This window comes from Sediminicoccus sp. KRV36, from assembly GCF_023243115.1.
Taxonomy (GTDB): domain Bacteria; phylum Pseudomonadota; class Alphaproteobacteria; order Acetobacterales; family Acetobacteraceae; genus Roseococcus.
Genome location: NZ_CP085081.1, coordinates 3,010,641 through 3,027,398, shown reverse-complemented (window position 1 = coordinate 3,027,398; position 16,758 = coordinate 3,010,641). Strand labels below are relative to the sequence as shown.

Sequence of the window (16,758 nt, the reverse complement as noted above, 5' to 3'; positions counted from 1 at the left end):
CTCATGCGAGTTTGTCGAGCATCGCCTGGGTGATCAGGCAGACGCCCTTTTCGGTGCGGCGGAAGCGGCGGGCATCCTCCACCGGGTCCTCGCCCACCACGAGGCCGGGCGGGATGCGCACATTGCGGTCGACCACGACCTTGGTCAGCCTGGCACCCTGGCCGACATCCACGCGAGGCAGCATGACCGCCCCTTCCAGCCTGGCGAAGGAGTGCAGGTGCACGCCGGTGAAGAGCAGCGACTTGCGCGCAGAAGCACCCGAGATGATGCAGCCACCCGAAACCAGCGAGGAGATTGCCTCGCCCCGCCGGCCCTCGATGTCATGCACGAATTTGGCGGGGGGAACGACCTCGCCGTAGGTCCAGATGGGCCATTCCTGATCGAACAGGTCGAGCGGGGGGACGATATCGGTGAGGTCGATATTCGCCTCCCAATAGGCGTCAATCGTGCCGACATCGCGCCAATAGGGCGTGAATTCCTGGGAGGAGCGCACGCAGGAACGCTCGAAGCGATGCGCCGCGGCACGGCCATGCTTCACGATATAGGGGATGATGTCCTTGCCGAAATCATGGGTGGAATCCGGATCCGCCGCGTCGCGCTTCAATTGCTCGATCAGGAAGCGCGTCTCGAAGACGTAGATGCCCATGGAAGCGAGGGAGAGCTCCGGCCGGTCCGGAATGCCGGGTGGGTCGGCGGGCTTTTCCACGAAATCGGTGATCCAGGCATTGCTGTCCACCGCCATTACGCCGAAGCCCTTGGCCTCCTCACGCGGGACCGCCATGCAGGAGACGGTGACATCCGCACCCTGGTCCACATGCTGGGCCAGCATGCGCTCGTAATCCATTTTGTAGATATGGTCGCCGGCCAGCAGGACGATGTGGCGCGGGGCCAGATCCTCGATGATATCAATGTTCTGATAGACGGCGTCGGCGGTGCCCAGATACCAGCTCTGCTCGGAGACGCGCTGCGACGCCGGCAGAATGTCGAAGCTCTCATTGCGTTCGTGCCGCAGGAAGTTCCAGCCGCGCTGCAAATGCCGGATGAGGCTGTGCGCCTTGTATTGCGTGGCGACGGCGACGCGGCGAATGCCCGAATTGATGGCGTTGGAGAGCGCGAAATCCACGATGCGCGACTTGCCGCCGAAAAACACCGCGGGCTTGGCGCGGCGGTCGGTCAATTCCATCAGGCGCGAACCGCGCCCGCCCGCGAGCACGAAGGCCATGGCGGTGCGAGCCAGGGGAGCGGAATTGGGGGCGGCGTTTTGCGCGCGGTCAGGCATGTTTCTTCCCGGGGATCGTTTCGCTTGCCGCAGCCTTTCGCACGTCCCAGGCCTCCGGCGCCAGATAGATCGTGCTGAGCGGCGGCAGGAAAACGCGCGCCGAGGCCGGCTGCCCGAAGGCAGGGGAGGGCTGGGCCTTCACCTGGCCGAGATTGCCCCGGCCAGAGCCGCCGAATTCCAGCGCATCGCTGTTCAGCACCTCGCGCCAGAGGCCCGGGCGCGGCAGGCCGATCAGCACCGCCTCGCGCGGGAGGGGCGTGAAGTTGCAGAGCACGGCGATGGGCGGGCCGCCGGCCGCGTCAAAGCGCAGCCAGGTGAAGATGGAGTGGTCCGCGTCATTCGCGTCAATCCAGCAGAAGCCCTCGGGCTGCGCATCGGCCGCGTGAAGGGCTGGCATTGCGCGGTGCAGCCGGTTGAGTTCGCGCAGCAGCGCCTGCATCCCCCGATGCGGCGCATATTGCAGCAGCCACCAATCGAGCTCGCGCGTTTCGGTCCATTCCGCCCAGGGGGCGAATTCCTGCCCCATGAAGAGCAGCTTCTTGCCCGGATGGCCCCACATGAAGCCGAAATACGCCCGCAGATTGGCGAGCTTCTGCCAGGTGTCGCCCGGCATGCGGCCGCCCAGCGTGCCCTTGCCATGCACCACCTCATCATGGCTGAGCGGCAGGATGAAGCGCTCCTTGAAGGCATAGATCAGGCCGAAATTCATGAGCTGGTGCTGCGCGCGCCGGTCGAGCGGGTCCTTGGCCACATAGCGCAGCGTGTCATTCATCCAGCCCATGTTCCACTTGAAGGCGAAGCCAAGGCCGCCTTCGGAAACAGGGGCGGAGATGCCGGTCCAGTTGGTCGCTTCCTCGGCGATGATCAGCGCACCGGGCGCCTGTTCGGCCAGCATCGCGTTGGTGCGCCGCAGGAACCCCACGGCATCCCGATTGTCATTGCCGCCATCCTCATTGGGCGCCCATTCGCCGGGGCCGCGCGAGTAATCGAGATGGATCATCGAGGAGACGGCATCCACGCGCAGGCCATCCGCGTGGTAACGCTCCAGCCAGAACAGCGCATTGGAGGCGAGGAAGGCCTGCACCTCCTTGCGGCCAAAATCATAGATGGCGGTCTGCCAATCCGGGTGCCAGCCGCGCCTGGGGTCCGGATGCTCATAAAGGGCCGTGCCGTCGAACCGCGCGAGACCATGCGCGTCATCCGGGAAATGCGCCGGCACCCAGTCGAGGATGACGCCAATGCCGGCCATATGCGCGGCGTTGATGAGGCGCGCGAGGCCCGAGGGGTGGCCAAGCCGCGCCGTCACCGCATGCATGCCGATCGGCTGATACCCCCAGGAGCCATCGAAGGGATGCTCCATGACCGGCATGAACTCGATATGCGTGAAGCCCAGATCCACCACATAGGGGATCAGGTCGGCGGCCAGCTCATCCCAGTTCCAGAAGCGGTCATCCAGGTGGCGCTTCCAGGAGGGGGCGTGGACCTCGTAGATGGACATGGGCGCTGTGCGGGCATCCCGCTTGCCGCGCGCTGCCATCCAGGCCGCATCCGTCCAGGTGAAGTCGTCAACGCGCGCGACCACGCTGGCATTGGCCGGGCGCATTTCGGCGGCGAAGCCGAATGGGTCCGCCTTGAGTGGCAGCAGCGCGCCATCGGAGCCGAGCAGCTCGTATTTATAGGCCGTGCCCTCGGTGATGCCGGGCAGGAAGATTTCCCACAGCCCGGAATCCACGCGCCGGCGCATCGGGTGCCAGCGCCCATCCCATCGGTTGAACTCACCCACCACCGAGACACGGCGCGCATGCGGCGCCCAGACGGCAAAGCGCACGCCCGCGACACCCTGATGCGTGACCAGATGCGCGCCGAGCCGTTCATAGAGGCGGTGATGCGTGCCCTCGATCAGCAGGTGGTCATCGAGCGGGCCGAGGCCGGGGCCGAAGGCGTAGGGATCGGGCGTTTCGGTGGTGGTGCCGCCTTCGGTGATGCGCAGGCGATAGGCCTGGCCCGGATGCACGCCGGGGATGAAGCCCTCGAAGAAACCCTGCGCGTCGCGTGGTTCCAGGCGCTGGGTGATGCCGGTGAAGGAGGCCTCCACCGAAGCGGCACCCGGCCGCAGCACGCGCAGCATGAGGCCGCCGGGGGCGGCATGGGGCCCGAGCACGGCGAAAGGGTCGGCGTGGCGCGCTTCCAGCAGGGCCGCCACATCGCCTTCGCTCGCCCGCATGCGGGCTATTCCGGCACAGGCACCCGCCAGATCTCCTGCGCATATTCCGCGATGGTGCGATCGGACGAGAACCAGCCCATATTGGCCGTGTTGAGGATCGCGGATTTCTGCCAGGCCGCCTGGTCCGCCCAGCGCTTCTCGACCTGCCGCTGCATGTCGAAATAGGCATCGAAATCGGCGGTGACGAGGAAGTGGTCATGCTCGCGCAGCATGTGCACGAGCTCGCCGTAGCGGTTCGGATCATCCGAGGAAAAGACGCCGGACGAGATGGATTCCAGCGCCTGCTGCAGGCGTGGCGAGAGATTGATGGAATCCTGCCCGCGCCAGCCCTCGCGCCGGCGTGCCGCCACCTGTTCGGTGGTCAGGCCGAAGATGAAGATGTTCTCGGCCCCCACATGCTCCAGGATTTCCACATTGGCGCCATCCAGCGTGCCGATGGTCAGGCCGCCATTCAGCGCCAGCTTCATGTTGCCGGTGCCCGAAGCCTCCATGCCGGCGGTCGAGATCTGCTCGGACAGATCGCAGGCGGGGACGATGACCTCGGCGAGGGAGACGTTGTAATTCGGCAGGAAGACGACCTTCAGCCGGTCCCGGATCGTCGGGTCGCGGTTGATGGTGCGGGCGATGTCATGCGCCAGCTTGATGATGAGCTTGGCGCGGTGATAGCTCGCCGCCGCCTTGCCGGCGAAGATCTTCACGCGCGGCGCCCAGTTGTTGTGGGGCTGGGCGCGGATTTCATTGTAGAGCGCCACCGTCTCCAGCAGGTTCAGCAGCTGGCGCTTGTATTCGTGGATGCGCTTGATCTGCACGTCGAACATGGCGGCCGGATCCACGCGGATGCCGGTCTGCTCGCGCATCACCTTGGCGAGGGCCTCCTTGTTGGTGCGCTTCACCTCGGCGAAGCGGCCCTGGAAGCCGGCATCGGTGGCGAAGGGGCGCAGCGCCGTCAGCGCATCCGCGCGATCGAGGAATTCGGCGCCGATGGTTTCGGTCAACAGCTCGGTCAGGCAGGGATTGCATTGCTGCAGCCAGCGCCGAAAGGTGATGCCGTTGGTCTTGTTCGTGATGCGCCCGGGAAACAGCATGTTGAGATCGTGGAAGACGGTCTTCTTCAGCAGATCCGAATGCAACGCCGAGACGCCATTCACCTTGTGCGAGCCGACAAAGGCGAGATTGCCCATGCGCACCTTGCGGCCATGCTGCTCCTCGATCAGCGAGACGGAGGAGAGCAGCGCCATGTTGCCCGGATAAGCCGCGGCAACATTGTCCAGATGGACTGCGTTGATGAGGTAGATGATCTGCATGTGGCGCGGCAGCAGCCGCTCCATCAGCGGCACGGGCCAGGTCTCCAGCGCCTCGGGCAGCAGGGTGTGGTTGGTGTAGGAAATGGTGCCCTGCGTCACGCGCCAGGCCTCGGCCCAGGGCATCTTGTGGTCATCGAGCAGGATGCGCATGAGCTCGGCCACGACGATGGCCGGATGCGTGTCATTCAGCTGGATCGCGACGCGCTCGGGCAGGGACTGGATGCCGCCATAGACGCGCAGATGGCGGCGAATGAGATCCTGCAGGGCGGCGGAGCTGAAGAAGAATTCCTGCCGCAGCCGCAATTCCAGCCCCTCGGGGCTGTCATCCGACGGATAGAGCAGGCGTGAGATCGCCTCGGCGCGGACCCGGTCGGAGAGGGCGCCGATATGGTCCCCGCGGTTGAAGGCATCAATGCGCAAGGGATCGGCCGCGCGGGCGGACCACAGGCGCAGCGTGTTCACATGCTTGCCGCGCCAGCCGACGATGGGCGTGTCATAGGCCACGGCCAGCACGGTTTCGGCGGGCTTCCAGACGTGGTGCGGCTCCCCGTCCTCGCCATTCACTTCCTCGACCGTGCCGCCGAAGCCGATGCTGTGTGCGATTTCGGGGCGGGCGAATTCCCAGGGATTCTGGAATTGCAGCCAATCCTCCGGATACTCCTCCTGCCAGCCCTGGCGGATGACCTGGCGGAACAGTCCGTGATCATAGCGGATGCCATAGCCGAAGGCGGGGATGGAGAGGCTCGCCAGGCTGTCCATGAAGCAGGCGGCGAGACGGCCGAGGCCGCCATTGCCCAGGGCCGCGTCAGGCTCACAGGCGGCGACCTTGAAGGCATCCACATCGAGCGAGGCCAGCGCCGCCTTCACCTCGGACATCAGGCCGAAATTGGAGATGTTGTCCCGCAGCAGCCGGCCGATCAGGAATTCGAGCGAGAGGTAATAGACCTGCTTCTGCCCGGTATTGTAGGCCGCGCGCATGTCATTCAGCCACGGCTCCACCACGCGATCCCGCACGGCTAGGGCCGTTGCCATGAACCAATCCCGGTCCAGCGCGCCGGTTCGGCTCTTGCCGAGGTCATAGGTCAGCTTGCGCAGGATCGCATCGCGCATCGCCTGGCCATCGGGCCGCGGCGTGGAGATATCCTCGGAGGGAAGCGGTGCTGTGGTCTCGTTCACGTGGGTCGCGGTCCTGGTTCCGTGGGAAGGAGCGGAGTGTTGCACAGATGCAGCATGGCCCGAAAGCGGCGTCGTCAAACGCCCTTGTAATCCGCGATGAAGCTCTCGACGTCCTTGCGGTGCGCCGTGGCTGCGTCACGCGCGCGCAGGGCGCCGGATGCGCTGGCGAGGCGAAGTGCGGCTTCCACCTCCATCCCCTCGGCCATGCCGAGCGCGAAGGCGCCGTGGAAGACATCGCCGGCCCCGGTGGTGTCCCGCGCCTCGATCCGGAAGGCCTTCATTTCGCGCGGCTTGGTCTCGCCGCGCATGAGCCAGAGCGTGCTGTCCTCACCCCGCGTGACGGCCGCCATGCGGGTGACGCCCTCGGAGACGGCGCGGCGCAAGGCTTCGGGAATGCGCTGGCCGGGCGCGAAGTTGTTGAGGCCTGGGGCGGAGAAGATGGCGTAGCGCACGCGGGGGACGAGATCGAGCAGCAGGCGCGTCTCGCTGCGCTCGCCATCCAGCACGGTGGGGATATCGAGCGCCTCGGCGGCGGTGAGGGCCGCGGCCGCGCCTTCAGGCCAGCGCGGGTCGCACAGGAAGCCGCGCGCATCCTTCAGCATGTCGAGCGGCAGCCAGGCCGGGTCGGTGCCCAGGCCCTCGCCGCGGAAGCCCATGATGGCGCGCTCGCCGAAGCGATCCACCAGCACGGCGGAGACGGGGCTGCGGGCACCGGGGAAGACATGCAGGCCCGTGAGGTCAACGCCCTCATCGCGCAGGCCATCGGTCAGCAGCCCGGCATTGGGGTCATCGCCGACGCGGCCCCAGAAGGCGGCACGGCCGCCCAGCCGCGCGACGGCGATGGCCGCATTGGCCGCCATGCCGCCGATGGCGAGCTTGTAGCCGCGGGCCTGCGCCTTGGCCGGGGGTTGCGGCACGTCATCCACACGGAACACGTGATCCGCCACGACATTGCCGAGACAGATGACCAAAGGCGGGGAGGATTGCTGCATCGCACCGACGCTAGAGGAGATTGCCGGCCAGGGAAAACCGAAATGCGCCGGTTGCCGATCTGCGGCGCTCTCGCTCATGATGCGCGAAAGGAACACCAAGGGATGAAACTATGACGCAACCCGGCACGCCGCGCTGATGGCCGCCCCCCTGCATCCGGATTGCCTGACGATCCTGGAGATGGTGAAGGCCAGTGGCCGCCCGCGTTTCGAGACGATGGCGCCCTGGGCCGCGCGCGCCCAATACGCGGCGGGACGGCCCATCCTGCAGCCGCCATCGCCCGATGTGGCGGAGGCGCGCAACCTGCGGCTGCCCAACGGGGTGGCCGTGCGGCTGTATCGCCCGATCGGCAGCGCGGCTGGCGATATCCTGCCCTGCCTGATCTTCGCGCATGGCGGTGGCTGGGTCTTTGGCGACCTCGACACGCATGACCATCTGGCGCGGAGCCTGGCCAATGGCGCGGGCTGCGCCGTGCTCGCCGTGGATTACCGCATGGCGCCGGAGCATGTGTTTCCCGCCGCGGTGGATGACGTGGCCGAGGCGGTGCGCTTCGCCGCGCGCGAAGCCGCCTCGCTCGGCATTGATCCGGGGCGCCTCGCGGTGGGCGGGGATAGTGCCGGCGGCAATCTCTCGGCCGTGGCGGCGCTGATGGCGCGGGATGGCACGCTGCCAGGCCTGCGTTTCCAGCTACTGCTCTACCCCGCCACCGACATGACGGCGACGCATGAGAGCTACACGCGCTTCACCGCGGGCCTGCCGCTGGTGGCCGGCGGGATGCATTGGTTCCGTGACCTCTACACGCCGGAGCCCGCGCAATGGCTGGACTGGCGAGCCTCACCCTTGCGCGCGGCGTCGCTCGCCGGGACGGCGCCGGCCTTCGTGCTGACGGTGGGGCATGATCCGCTCTGTGATGAGGGCCGCGACTACGCGGCGCGGCTGGAGCGGGAGGGCGTGCCCGTCACACTGCATCACGCGGCCGACATCATGCATGGCGCGCTGACCATGTGCGCCATTGTGAAGCCCGCCCTGTTCCTGATCGAGACCGCCGCGCGGGCGCTGCGTGAGGGGCTGCGCGCGTGATGCTCGCCGGCAAGGTGGCGCTGGTGACGGGCGGTGGCTCGGGCATCGGCCGTGCCACCGCGCTGCGCATGGCCGAGGAGGGGGCGCGGCTGCTGGTGGCCGACCGCGATGGGGAAGCGGCGGCGCGCACCGCGGCCGCGATCCATCAAGCGGGTGGGCAGGCGCGCGGCTGGGCCGCCGATGTGACCGATGAGGCCGCGGTGGCGGCCATGGTGCAGGCGGCCCTGGACAGCTTCGGCACGCTGGATTGCGCCTTCAACAATGCCGGCGTGGCCCCGGCCGAGGCGCAGCCCCTCGCTGAGATTTCCGCCGAGGAATGGGGCCGCGTGCTCGCGGTGAACCTGACCGGCGTGTTTCTCTGCATGAAGCACGAAATCCCGGCCATGCGTGGCGGCGGCGCCATCGTGAATACCGCCTCCATCGCCGGGCGCATCGCACTGCCCAAGGCTGGCGCCTATGTCGCGGCCAAGCATGGCGTGATCGGGCTGACACGCGCCGCCGCACTGGACCATGCGCGCGATGGCGTCAGGGTGAATGCCGTCTGCCCGGGCTATGTCGAGACACCGCTGGCCAGCCGCAGCATCGAACGCCGGCGGGAGGCGATCCTGGCGCGCGTGCCGCTGCGGCGCATCGGCACGGTGGAGGAGATTGCGGAGGTGGTCGTCTGGCTCTGCTCTGACCACTCGGGCTTCGTCACGGGCGAGGCGATCGCGGCGGATGGAGGGCATACTGCGAACTGACCGTGATCGCCCTGGCGCGCTTCGCAAGGGCGTGAATCGCTGGTCGCAACAACTGACCGTGATCGCTCTGGCGCGCTTCGCAAGGGCGTGAATCGCTGGTCGCAACAACTGACCGCGATCGTCCTGGCGCGCTTCGCCAGGGCGTGAATCGCTGGTCGCAACAGCTATCCGCGATCGTCCTCGCGCATCGCGCAGGGGTGTCGATCGTGGGGCATAACCAGGGAGAGAGAGATGCGCTTCGACAACAAGGCCGTGATCATCACGGGGGCGGCGAATGGCCTGGGCCTCGATGCCGCGCATGGTTTCGCGAGGGAAGGGGCGCGGGTGCTGATGGTGGATCGTGATCCACGCGGCGCGGATGCGGCGGCGGCCCTTGCTGCGCAAGGGTATGATGTGCGCTTTCGCGCGGCGGATGTGACCCAGGATGCGGATGTGCGCGGCTATGTGGCGGCCGCCATGCAGGCCTGGGGCCGGGTGGATTGCTTTTTCAACAATGCCGGGATCGAGGGCCATGTGCGCCCGCTGATCGAGCAGGAGGAAGCGATGTTCGATGCCGTCATCGCCGTCAATGTGAAGGGCGTGTTCCTGGGCATGAAGCATGTGTTGCCGGTGATGTTGGCGCAGGGCGGTGGGGCTGTGGTGAACACGGCCTCGACCGCCGCATTGGTGGGCTCGGCTGGGCTTGGCCCCTATGTCGCGTCCAAACATGCCGTGCTGGGCATGACCAAGACGGCCGCGGGCGAGGTGGCGCGGGGCGGCGTCCGGGTGAATGCGCTCTGCCCGGGGCCGACCGACACCCGGATGATCCACTCGCTGGAGGACCAGGCCGCCGCGCGCGGTGCGAATGACGTGGCGGAGCGCTACAAGGCCGCGATCCCGATGGGGCGCTACTGCACGCCGGCCGAGGTGACGGCGATGGTGCTGTTCCTGTGCTCGGATGAGGCATCCGGGATCACGGGCGGGCAGTTCCAGGTGGATGGCGGGCGGACGGCCTGCCCGGGCGGGAGTGCCTGGCGGTAGATCACGCGCCGGGCCGATCGTGGAAGCCGGGTCGCTCGATGGAAACGCGCGACCCCGATGGGCGTGGGTGATCCCCTATGCGGGGATCAGGCTGAATTTGGTGAGAGCCTCTTGAATCGCTTCGGTGGGGAGATGCTTGCGCCTGGTGCCGATCACCAGCGTGTTGACCTGTTCCTGCACGTCCAGGAGTTCCAACGCCGCAAGATAGGAAGGCCTGCTCGCCGAAACGTCATGCAAGGCGAACCGGCAGGTCTCTTGCGTGGAGAGGAGGCTGGCCGCCAGGCAGGCAGCGCGGAACCGGCCATCGATCAAGACGAGGTCCACTGCCGGGCCGGCAACTTCCCAAGGCGTCATCGGGTATTTGCGAATTTTCTCGATGTCATATGGCAGTATCGGATGGCCCCATTTGCCGGTTTGGCCGATATCAGCATGCATCAGGTTTAATATCTTACTATCCACCGCTGCGCTGACCAATTTTTCTTCAAGTAATTTCGCAATCCAGGCTGGATCAGTCTCAACGCTTATAATTTTTTTTACGTCAGATGAGATGGCAAGCATGGTGCTGCCTCCGCACCCATACTCTACAAAATTGCGTGTCTCCGACAAAAGCTTCGTGAGCCGAGCGACCTCTTCCGAACTCATACGTGGTCGCATCGATTCGTCCATCCAAAATATAGATCAATATATACGATCATAAACGAGACAAAGCCTGAAGCCAACGCTCACCGACTGTTGCGTAATGGTGATGTTCGGCTCCAAACGAACGTGCTCTTGAGCTGATCTCCGGAAATGATTCGATTGAAAGACAAAGTCCACTATGAATTTGATTTATATCTTCGAATGAATGAAAAAGGGCGCTCCGCAAATTTGCCGGAATTAATTCATCGGCAAGGTCCGAAACGTGAGCCGCAATGATGCCGCCAGAAAGATGCATTTCCATCACTTGATTTTCATACTGCCCAAGAAACATCCAGCGATCAGTTGATGTATTTACTTTTCTTGTATTATGTACTGTAGTGGAGTAATTAAAGGTAAAAATAATCCATGATGGAGAAATTTGCTGTTTATAAAAATCCCAAAACGGAGCTGATTTCGCCCTACGAACAAAATCTGGCGCCGTCTTATTGCCAAAGGTGGATATTTTTACATGCGGATAAGTTTCGCGAAGCTTCGAAAGCGCCAGCCATGCGTGTTTGAGTGAAATATCGCCTGTCCCATCAATGGGCTTGGGGGGCATGTCCACAAAGATGGTTGGCTCGGCGGCCTTGGGAACGCGGCTGAGCAATTCAGGGCAGGCGCCGCGCCCGATGAAAGCGAAGTGAACCGGATTTGGCAGTAAGGGGCGGATAACCTCGGCGCGGCGGTGGTCCTCATTCAATGCGAAGCCGATCAGATCAAACTTTCTGGCCAGGTTTTGTAAACGCCGGGCGTCGTCCTTATCGTCATAACAAAATAAGCGTGGCTGGTTTTTGGTCATAAGCCGCGATTTTTTGCGTAGAGCATCAAAGATGGTTTCTTCGTCCTTGGCGTAGCTCTGCCAAATTCCTACATCATAGGATGTATCATCGGCAAAAAACTCTTCGATTGTCTGCCATTTAACATGTGTCTTTGGCAGATAACTGGCTTCTAAATCATGAAAATCGCTGACCTCAGAATCAGTGGCCTGACGGGTGCTGTCTGGTGGATAAATGATAACCACATCGCAGCCCAATCTCGCGAAGCCCGCAGCATTGTAGAACGACATGGTGCTATTAAAACCGGGATGCAAAAGGGGGTGCCGTCCATAAATACCGATACGCATAGCGTGGATTTTCCCTTTTACGGACGCGTAAAAGTCACTTGACGGACACTGTCAGTAGTCAAGGGTAGATTACTGCTCAATGGAGCTTCAGAACAGGAATGCTATTGGAGCACCTCAAGCTTTGCCCAGCCATGTGGCTCCATCAAGAACCGGACTTGCCCGCCATCCCTGCTTTGTCATGCGAGCCGGCACGCAAAAGGCTACGCCCTGCCGAATGAGGAGAATAGTGCCGTTCAATGGCGGGTGAGCGACCACTGCCCCCGCGACCGCGCGGTCCTGGCGGCCCGCTACTCCGCTGCCTCCGCCTGGCGCCGGGCTGTCAGCCGAAACCCCGGATACCCACCTGCCGCGATCTCGTCGCAAATCTCCCGATAGGTCCCCACTCCACCCACATAGGGCATGAAAAGCTGTGGCTTGCCGGGGATATTGGCGCCCATGTACCAGCTATTGGCCTGCGGATAGAGCGTGCGATGCGCCACTTCATTCACATGCGCCACCCAATCCTCCTGCGCCTGCAGCGTGGTTTCCATCGTGCTCAGCCCTTGCGCGCGCAAATGCGCCAGTGCGTCGGTCACCCAATCCACATGCTGCTCGATCGAGACGATCATGTTGCTCAGCACGGAGGGGCTGCCAGGCCCCGTGATCATGAACAAATTCGGGAAGCCCGCCACCATCAGGCCCAGATGGGTGCGCGGCCCATCGGCCCAGACATCGCGCAGCGACACACCATCCCGCCCGCGCAGATCCATCGCCAGGATGGTGCCCGTCATCGCATCGAAGCCCGTGGCGAAGACGATGCTGTCCACGGCATGGCGGGTGCCCCCAGCCTCCACGCCTTCTGCGGTGATGCGCGTGATGGGCGATTGATGCACATCCACCAGCTTCACATGCGGCAGGTTGAAGGTCTCGTAATAGGCGGTGTCCACGCAGATGCGCTTGGTGCCGATGGGGTGGTTCTTTGGCACCAGGATTTCGGCGACCTCCGGTTTCTTCACCAGGCCGCGGATTTTCTCGCGGACGAATTCGGCCGCCGTGTCATTGGCCGCCCTGTTGGTCAATAAATCCGCGAAGGCGGCCATGAAGGCTGTGCCGCCCGCGGCCCAGCGCGCTTCATATTCGGCGCGGCGCTCGGCCTCGCTCACCTCCATCGCGGGCGTGCGGCTGAGGTTGTAGAGGATGCCCGTGCGCATCTGCCGCGCCGCCGCGCGCCTGGCCGCGTAATCCTGCTTCCAGCTTTGGGCGTAATCCTCCGTCATGGGGCCATTGCGGGAGGGGATGCTGAAATTGGGGGTGCGCTGGAACACCGTCAGATGCGCCGCCTCCCGCGCGATTACCGGAATCGCCTGGATCGCCGAGGAACCCGTGCCGATCACCGCCACGCGCTGCCCACTGAAATCCACGCCCTCATGCGGCCATTGGCCGGTGTGGTAGATCTGGCCCGCGAAATCGCCGATGCCCGGGATATCGGGCAGCCGCGCCGAGGAGAGGCAACCCGTCGCCAGGATCAGATGCCGCGTGGTGATCCGGCGCCCGGCCTCGGTCGTGACCAGCCAGCTCTCGCTGGCCTCATCGAAATCTCCGGCCGTGGCGCGGCTGTTGAAGGCGATGTCCCGCCGCAAATCCAGCCGATCCGCCACATGATTGGCATAGCGCAGGATTTCCGGCTGGGCGGCGAAACGCTCGGACCAGTCCCATTCCTGCTGCAACTCCTCGGAGAAGGCGTAGGAATACTGCATGCTTTCCACATCGCAGCGCGCGCCGGGATAGCGGTTCCAGTACCAGGTGCCGCCCACGCCATCGCCCGCCTCCAGCACCTGGGCGGCGATGCCAAGGCCGCGCATGCGGTGCAGCAGATACATTCCCGCAAAGCCGGCGCCGATGATCAGCACCTCGGTCGTGTCGGGCATGGGGCGCTCGGACATGTGCTTCTCCCGTTTATGGGTGGAATGATGCACCGTCATGGCCCTTCTATGTCAATGCGGATGCGTCCCGCAGCACGGCTTGGGCGGCCGGCGTGTAGCTCCCATCCGCCTCATGCAGCACGAGGCCGGGCAGCACCTCATCCGGCCCCAGCCCGCCGCGCCGGCCCTGGATCAGGATTCGCTTGGCCGCGACACCCGCCCGTGGCCAGAGCGGCAGCAGCCGGATGGCGCCGCATTTCGCCTCACGCAGGGCGGCCGCCGCTTCGGCGAAGCGCGCCGCGGGCAGCACCAGCGTCAGGCTGCCCTTGTGGCGCAGGGGCCGTGCCATGGCCTGCACCCAGTCGCTCAGCGCCGCATCCTCATGCGCGGCCTGGCGGCGCTGCGGCAGGGGGGAAGGGGTGCCGCCGCTCCAATAGGGCGGGTTGGCGAAGCTGTGATGGACCGGGGCGGTATGGCGCAAATCCCGCGCATCGGCCGTGCGGATATCGGCCAGCAGCAGGTTCAGCCCGGCATTGCGCTGGGCAAGTTCGACCAGGGTCTCGTCGCGCTCCACCGCCGTGATGAAGAGCCCGGGCACCCGGGCATTCAGGCAGAGGAAGCCGGCACCGGTGCCGCAGCCCAGTTCCAGCACCGCCTCACCTCCGCGGGCCGGGATGAAGGCGGCCAGCAGCACGGGGTCCACCGCCGCGCGAAAACCCTCGCGCGGCTGGATCAGCCGGACCCGGCCGCCCAGCAGCCCGTCCTCGGTCAGTTCCCTAGACACCGGCTTCGCTCAGCAGGCGCCGGGCGCGCGCCGCATCCTCGCCCCGGACGGCCAGGCGCTGCGGAAAGATGGCCAGCCCCAGCCCGGCCAGGTTGCGGTCCAGCAGTACGGCCTCGATCCCGGCATCGCGCAGCAGCGAGGCCAGAAACTGCATCCGGATCGGATCGGCATCGGCCGCCACCACTTCCATCGGCTGAAATCCTTGATTTCCCTTGCCTTGCCGCCATCTCGGCCTCTCGGTATCCTGCACAGCCCCGGCCGGGGTCAAGTTAAGGCCAAAAAGGCTGGGCATATGGAACGGGGAATGCAGCGAGTGGCGGGTGCGGTTCAGGCAAGGGATGATGGGGCCATGCGGGCCGACCGCGGGGAGGACGCGCTTGCGCGGCTGAATCGCCTGGTCGCCCAGGACCTCCAGGCCTGCAACACGCTGATCATCGAGCGGATGCAAAGCCCGGTGGCGCTGATCCCGCAATTGGCGGCGCATATCATCGCGGCCGGCGGCAAGCGGCTGCGGCCCTTGCTGACTCTCGCCGCCTCGCGCCTGTGTGGCTATGACGGCGCGCGGCATGTGGCCCTGGCCGCCTGCGTGGAGTTCATCCACACCGCGACGCTGCTGCATGACGATGTGGTGGATGAGAGCGCGCTGCGGCGCGGCCAGGCGAGTGCGAATGCGCTGTTCGGCAACAAGGCCTCGGTGCTGGTGGGGGATTTCCTCTTTGCGCGGGCCTTCCAACTGATGATCGAGGATAAGAGCCTCGAAGTGCTGCGTATCCTGGCGGGCGCTTCGGCCACCATCGCCGAGGGCGAGGTGTTGCAGCTCATCACGCAAAATGACCTGGGCAGCACCGAGGCGCAGTATCTGGAGGTGATCCAGGGCAAGACGGCCGCACTTTTCGCGGCCGCGACCCGGCTCGGCGCCGTGGTGGCCGACCGCCCGCTGGCCGAGGCCGAGGCGCTGGACTCCTATGGCAGCAATCTCGGCATCGCTTTCCAGCTGGTGGATGACGCGCTGGATTACTCGGCCGAGCAGGCGCGGCTGGGCAAGACGGTCGGCGATGATTTCCGCGAGGGCAAGATCACGCTGCCGGTGCTGACCGCCTTCCATGCCGGTGACGCGGCCGAGCAGGAATTCTGGCGCCGCACCCTCGAAGCGGGCGAGCAGAATGACGAGGATTTCGTCGAGGCGCAGCGCCTTCTGGCCAAGCATGGCGGCATTGAACGCACGATCGAGCGCGCGGAGCTCTATGGCAATGCGGCACTGACGGCGCTGGAGATTTTCCCGAAGGACGAGGCCCGCGCCGCGCTGGCCGATGTCGTTCGGTTCTGCATCGAGCGCGCCCGGTAGCAGGCGCGCGCGGGGCCAATCACCTCTGGTGGAAGCACCAAAGGTGATCAGCCTCGCGGCAAAATCTTGGCACGGCCCCGGACATAAGGGGCTGGCCATCAGGGAGAACGAAGATGACGAATACCACACGGCGCCTGGCGCTGGCCGGGCTCGGCACGTTGCTTGCCGCACCCGCGCTGCGGGCGCAGCCCTGGCAGCCCACGCGGCCCTTGCGCATCATCGTCACCTATCCGCCCGGCGGCGTGAACGACATTGTGGGCCGGATCATCGCCGAGCCGCTCTCGCGCGAATTGGGCCAGCCCGTCCTGATCGAGAATCGCGCGGGTGCCGGCGGCAATATCGGCACGGTGGCGGCCGCCCAGGCGGAGCCCGATGGTCTGACCATCCTCTTCGGCACCACGGCGCTGTTTGGCGTGAACCCCATTCTCTATGCAAGTTCCGGCGTGGATGCGGTGCGCGATTTCACGAGCCTCGGCATGATCGGCGAGGTGGCGAACATCCTCTCCGTCATTCCGGGCCGCGTGCAGGCGACGAACATGGCCGCCTTCATCGCGGAGGCGAAGGCGCGCCCGCTGATTTTCGGCTCCGTCGGCAATGGTTCCTCCTCGCATCTCTCGGCGGCACTGTTCCTGAGCATGACGGGCATCGAGGCGACGCATGTGCCCTATCGCGGCTCCTCTCCGCTGGTGGCCGCCATGTTGGCGCGGGAGGTGGATTTCGGCTTCGACACCACCGCGACCTCGACGGCGCAGATCCGCGCGGGTTCGCTGCGCCCCTTGGCGGTGACGACAACCACACGCGCCAGCGCCCTGCCCGATGTGCCGACGATGCAGGAGGCGGGGCTCGCGGGCTATGACCTCGGCATCTGGTTCAACCTCGGCGTGCCGCGGCGCACGCCAGCGCCCGTGGTGGCGCGCCTGGCCGAGGCGCTGGAGCGGGCGCGCAATGCGCCGCAAACGCATGAGCGGCTGCGCACCGCCTTCGTGGAACCGATGGCGCTGCCCTTCGCGGAGAATGAGGCCTTCATCCAGGCCAGTGCGGCACGCTGGCAGGCGATTGCCCGGGCGGCGCGGGTTTCGGTGGATTGAAGAGAAAATGGCCTCCGGCGGCTGGG

The 16,758-nt window shown here is 65.4% G+C and carries 14 protein-coding genes; 5 read left to right on the top strand and 9 right to left on the bottom strand.

Going from position 1 to position 16,758, the window contains the following annotated elements:
- Nucleotide 1: 1 nt before the first annotated feature.
- From glgC to LHU95_RS14200, 4 genes are all read right to left on the bottom strand, one after another.
- Complete coding sequence (gene glgC / locus LHU95_RS14215; RefSeq protein ID WP_248707615.1) at nt 2-1,279, bottom strand: glucose-1-phosphate adenylyltransferase; 1,278 nt, start codon at nt 1,277-1,279, stop codon at nt 2-4.
- Complete coding sequence (gene glgB / locus LHU95_RS14210) at nt 1,272-3,503, bottom strand: 1,4-alpha-glucan branching protein GlgB (protein WP_248707614.1); 2,232 nt, start codon at nt 3,501-3,503, stop codon at nt 1,272-1,274. Before glgB ends, glgC begins: the two co-directional genes overlap by 8 nt.
- 5 nt (nt 3,504-3,508) lie before the next feature.
- Nucleotides 3,509-5,917 carry a glycogen/starch/alpha-glucan phosphorylase gene (locus tag LHU95_RS14205; protein ID WP_248711565.1) on the bottom strand — a complete coding sequence of 803 codons (2,409 nt, stop codon included), beginning with the start codon at nt 5,915-5,917 and terminating at the stop codon, nt 3,509-3,511.
- Nucleotides 5,918-6,057: 140 nt separating this feature from the next.
- The gene (locus LHU95_RS14200) at nt 6,058-6,975 is read right to left on the bottom strand and encodes a PfkB family carbohydrate kinase (RefSeq protein ID WP_248707613.1); all 918 of its coding nucleotides are present in this window, start codon (nt 6,973-6,975) and stop codon (nt 6,058-6,060) included.
- A gap of 136 nt (nt 6,976-7,111) precedes the next feature.
- Between LHU95_RS14200 and LHU95_RS14195 the strand changes: the two genes are divergently transcribed.
- The 3 genes from LHU95_RS14195 (at nt 7,112) to LHU95_RS14185 (ending at nt 9,813) form a co-directional block, all read left to right on the top strand.
- Nucleotides 7,112-8,053, top strand: a complete 942-nt coding sequence (locus LHU95_RS14195; RefSeq protein WP_248707612.1) for an alpha/beta hydrolase — start codon at nt 7,112-7,114, stop codon at nt 8,051-8,053.
- On the top strand, nt 8,053-8,793 hold the full coding sequence (locus LHU95_RS14190) for a glucose 1-dehydrogenase (protein ID WP_248711564.1): 741 nt from the start codon (nt 8,053-8,055) through the stop codon (nt 8,791-8,793). Before LHU95_RS14195 ends, LHU95_RS14190 begins: the two co-directional genes overlap by 1 nt.
- Before the next feature lie 231 nt (nt 8,794-9,024).
- Nucleotides 9,025-9,813: a glucose 1-dehydrogenase gene (locus LHU95_RS14185; RefSeq protein WP_248707611.1), complete on the top strand. Its 789-nt coding sequence runs from the start codon at nt 9,025-9,027 to the stop codon at nt 9,811-9,813.
- 75 nt (nt 9,814-9,888) lie between these two features.
- Here the strand turns inward: LHU95_RS14185 and LHU95_RS14180 are convergent, their stop codons facing one another.
- The 5 genes from LHU95_RS14180 to LHU95_RS14160 form a co-directional block, all read right to left on the bottom strand.
- On the bottom strand, nt 9,889-10,371 hold the full coding sequence (locus LHU95_RS14180) for a hypothetical protein (protein ID WP_248707610.1): 483 nt from the start codon (nt 10,369-10,371) through the stop codon (nt 9,889-9,891).
- A gap of 133 nt (nt 10,372-10,504) precedes the next feature.
- Nucleotides 10,505-11,614 (bottom strand): hypothetical protein, encoded by a 1,110-nt coding sequence (locus LHU95_RS14175; RefSeq protein WP_248707609.1) that lies wholly within the window; start codon nt 11,612-11,614, stop codon nt 10,505-10,507.
- A 287-nt stretch (nt 11,615-11,901) separates the two neighbouring features.
- Nucleotides 11,902-13,536, bottom strand: a complete 1,635-nt coding sequence (locus LHU95_RS14170) for an NAD(P)/FAD-dependent oxidoreductase (RefSeq protein ID WP_283094261.1) — start codon at nt 13,534-13,536, stop codon at nt 11,902-11,904.
- A 46-nt stretch (nt 13,537-13,582) separates the two neighbouring features.
- On the bottom strand, nt 13,583-14,299 hold the full coding sequence (locus LHU95_RS14165) for a methyltransferase (RefSeq protein WP_248707608.1): 717 nt from the start codon (nt 14,297-14,299) through the stop codon (nt 13,583-13,585).
- Entirely contained in the window at nt 14,292-14,489 is a 198-nt protein-coding gene (locus LHU95_RS14160) for a DUF2007 domain-containing protein (RefSeq protein WP_248707607.1), read from the bottom strand. Before LHU95_RS14160 ends, LHU95_RS14165 begins: the two co-directional genes overlap by 8 nt.
- A 159-nt stretch (nt 14,490-14,648) precedes the next feature.
- On the opposite strand from LHU95_RS14160, the gene LHU95_RS14155 reads away from it, so the two are divergent.
- Together LHU95_RS14155 and LHU95_RS14150 are read left to right on the top strand one after the other, a co-directional pair.
- Nucleotides 14,649-15,644 (top strand): polyprenyl synthetase family protein, encoded by a 996-nt coding sequence (locus LHU95_RS14155; protein ID WP_248707606.1) that lies wholly within the window; start codon nt 14,649-14,651, stop codon nt 15,642-15,644.
- A gap of 113 nt (nt 15,645-15,757) precedes the next feature.
- Nucleotides 15,758-16,732, top strand: coding sequence for a tripartite tricarboxylate transporter substrate-binding protein (locus LHU95_RS14150; protein ID WP_248707605.1), 975 nt, complete (start codon nt 15,758-15,760; stop codon nt 16,730-16,732).
- Nucleotides 16,733-16,758: the final 26 nt, after the last annotated feature.

What these genes read in the sequence shown, in the direction of transcription:
- glgC (WP_248707615.1), bottom strand. Translation starts at nt 1,279, where the DNA reads ATGCCTGACCGCGCGCAAAACGCCGCCCCCAATTCCGCTCCCCTGGCT.
- glgB (WP_248707614.1), bottom strand. Translation starts at nt 3,503, where the DNA reads ATGCGGGCGAGCGAAGGCGATGTGGCGGCCCTGCTGGAAGCGCGCCAC.
- LHU95_RS14205 (WP_248711565.1), bottom strand. Translation starts at nt 5,917, where the DNA reads ATGCGCGATGCGATCCTGCGCAAGCTGACCTATGACCTCGGCAAGAGC.
- LHU95_RS14200 (WP_248707613.1), bottom strand. Translation starts at nt 6,975, where the DNA reads ATGCAGCAATCCTCCCCGCCTTTGGTCATCTGTCTCGGCAATGTCGTG.
- LHU95_RS14195 (WP_248707612.1), top strand. Translation starts at nt 7,112, where the DNA reads ATGGCCGCCCCCCTGCATCCGGATTGCCTGACGATCCTGGAGATGGTG.
- LHU95_RS14190 (WP_248711564.1), top strand. Translation starts at nt 8,053, where the DNA reads ATGCTCGCCGGCAAGGTGGCGCTGGTGACGGGCGGTGGCTCGGGCATC.
- LHU95_RS14185 (WP_248707611.1), top strand. Translation starts at nt 9,025, where the DNA reads ATGCGCTTCGACAACAAGGCCGTGATCATCACGGGGGCGGCGAATGGC.
- LHU95_RS14180 (WP_248707610.1), bottom strand. Translation starts at nt 10,371, where the DNA reads ATGCTTGCCATCTCATCTGACGTAAAAAAAATTATAAGCGTTGAGACT.
- LHU95_RS14175 (WP_248707609.1), bottom strand. Translation starts at nt 11,614, where the DNA reads ATGCGTATCGGTATTTATGGACGGCACCCCCTTTTGCATCCCGGTTTT.
- LHU95_RS14170 (WP_283094261.1), bottom strand. Translation starts at nt 13,536, where the DNA reads ATGTCCGAGCGCCCCATGCCCGACACGACCGAGGTGCTGATCATCGGC.
- LHU95_RS14160 (WP_248707607.1), bottom strand. Translation starts at nt 14,489, where the DNA reads ATGGAAGTGGTGGCGGCCGATGCCGATCCGATCCGGATGCAGTTTCTG.
- LHU95_RS14155 (WP_248707606.1), top strand. Translation starts at nt 14,649, where the DNA reads ATGCGGGCCGACCGCGGGGAGGACGCGCTTGCGCGGCTGAATCGCCTG.
- LHU95_RS14150 (WP_248707605.1), top strand. Translation starts at nt 15,758, where the DNA reads ATGACGAATACCACACGGCGCCTGGCGCTGGCCGGGCTCGGCACGTTG.